Annotated in this window: 2 protein-coding genes; one reads left to right on the top strand and one right to left on the bottom strand. The window is 47.3% G+C overall.

Annotated features, from left to right (window positions below; all coding sequences use genetic code 11):
- Positions 1–641, top strand: a 641-nt coding sequence (locus tag F6K23_RS40300; RefSeq protein ID WP_293166803.1) for a hypothetical protein, incomplete at its 5' end; no start/stop codon positions are given.
- On the opposite strand, the gene F6K23_RS40305 is transcribed toward F6K23_RS40300, so the two are convergent.
- The coding region (locus F6K23_RS40305; protein WP_293166804.1) for a PAS domain S-box protein at positions 567–1,792 on the bottom strand (1,226 nt) is incomplete at its 5' end. The genes F6K23_RS40300 and F6K23_RS40305 overlap by 75 nt on opposite strands.

Below are 1,792 nucleotides of genomic sequence, written 5' to 3' on the forward strand. Positions count from 1 at the left end.
TCAAAACCGGCGCCCTCAAAACGACCATTCCCGCTCGCTTCGAACATCCCGTTATCGGTATCTGCATGGGCATGCACAACGCCAAGCAGGTTTTCGTGCTCAGCAAACCCGACACCAACCGCTCCCATTGTCAACTCCACCTGTACGATCTGGAGACACAGTCCGTCAGCAAGGAAGTCAAAACCCAGCTGAGCTACGCGCCGAGCGCAGCCAATTTCGTCGCCGGTCCGCATGGCCGAGAATGTGCATTCACCCGTGGATCTTCGTCTGAATTTTATTGGTGGGCGCCGGACCAGCGCCCCGGCCTCTTCCAAGCCCGTAGCGGTGGATATTCGGCCTTTCCTGGACGCCAGTCCGGTCGACTTCTCACCGAAACCGGTCTGTACGAATTCAACAAACGAGATCACCAAAACCACAGCCACAAAGAAAAACGCCTCCCAAGTATCGATGGCACACTATCTCTGCACATAACCGAACGTGGTATCTGCCGAAGCCACCTGCACATCGGCATCGTTCGGCTCGACAACCTGGGCGTCCTTCCCTGGACCGATGGCATCAAGAAAATTTCATTCAACCGGCCCCTGACGGTATCGCTCCAGGTACTCTTGACGAAAACAAGGGTCGTCGATGTTTTGTCCTAGCATTACCGGCCAACCGGGAACTACTGCTTCTTTAACTATTGTTCCAAAACCATTGGAGTCAAGTTGGAAAAGTACAACTCGGTCAGCTTGGAGAAACTTTTGCACTTCCGTGACCGTAGTTTGTAAAATTTCTTCTAGTTGCAAAGACTGGCGAATTTTCAGCGTCAAATCAGCAAACAATAGCCCTCGTCGGTGTTGAAGCCGCAGTTGCTCAGCTGCCTGCCGTCGCTCCCTTGCTGCTAAATCGGCAGCCATAAATTTACCAATGCTTTGGGCAATTAACTCAACGATTTCCTGTTCGTGAGGCTGGAAATTGCTACCTCTTGGCTTCATTGAGGAAAAATTGAGTGTTCCGTAAATTTCGCCATTGACGAAAATGGGAGTACCAATATATGACTCTAGCTTGAGATTTTGGTACACCGGAAGAGTTTGCATTGCCTCGATCTCACCAACATGAGTATAGATAATTGTCTTTTGTTGTGTGATTACTGCTTGGCAATAAGTATCTTCTAGGGCAAACTCTAATCCAGGTAAGAAATTTTCACAATCAGTTTTAACGGCAAGGATAATATAGACTTGGTCTACAATTTGACTAATGATGCCAGTGGAAAGTCCTAGAATTTCGCATCCAGTCTCTAGATAATCAGCAAACAGATCCTCTGAGTTTCTATAACTAGTAGTATTAATCCGATGTAAGTGTTTGAGGTTGGTACTGAAATTTGCCAGTGCTGCCTCAGCTTGCTTACGTTCAGTAATATCATGGTTGATGCCAATAGTTGCTACTAGCTTGCCATACTCATCTAGCATCGGTACAACCGTTGTTTCGCAAATACCCTCAGTTCCATCCTTGCGCAGGAAGTTAATTTCGCCATACCAACGCCCCTTGCGCCTCATCCCCTCAATAATCTGTTTCGTCAGGACAGCAGAATCTTCAGGCCTGTGCAAAATTCCAGGAGTTTTGCCTAAAAATTCAGCTTTGAGATAGCCGAACATCCTTTCAGCCGCTGAATTACAGTCAATGATTTGACCTTCTAAATTAGTCAGGATAACCCCATCAGTAATACTCTCAAAAATAAGTGCCTGCCGCCGTAGTGATTCTTCTGCCTGTTTCCGTTGAGTGATGTCAAGATTTACCCCTACCATACTCACAA

The organism is Okeania sp. SIO2C9 (genome assembly GCF_010672455.1).
Taxonomy (GTDB): domain Bacteria; phylum Cyanobacteriota; class Cyanobacteriia; order Cyanobacteriales; family Microcoleaceae; genus Okeania.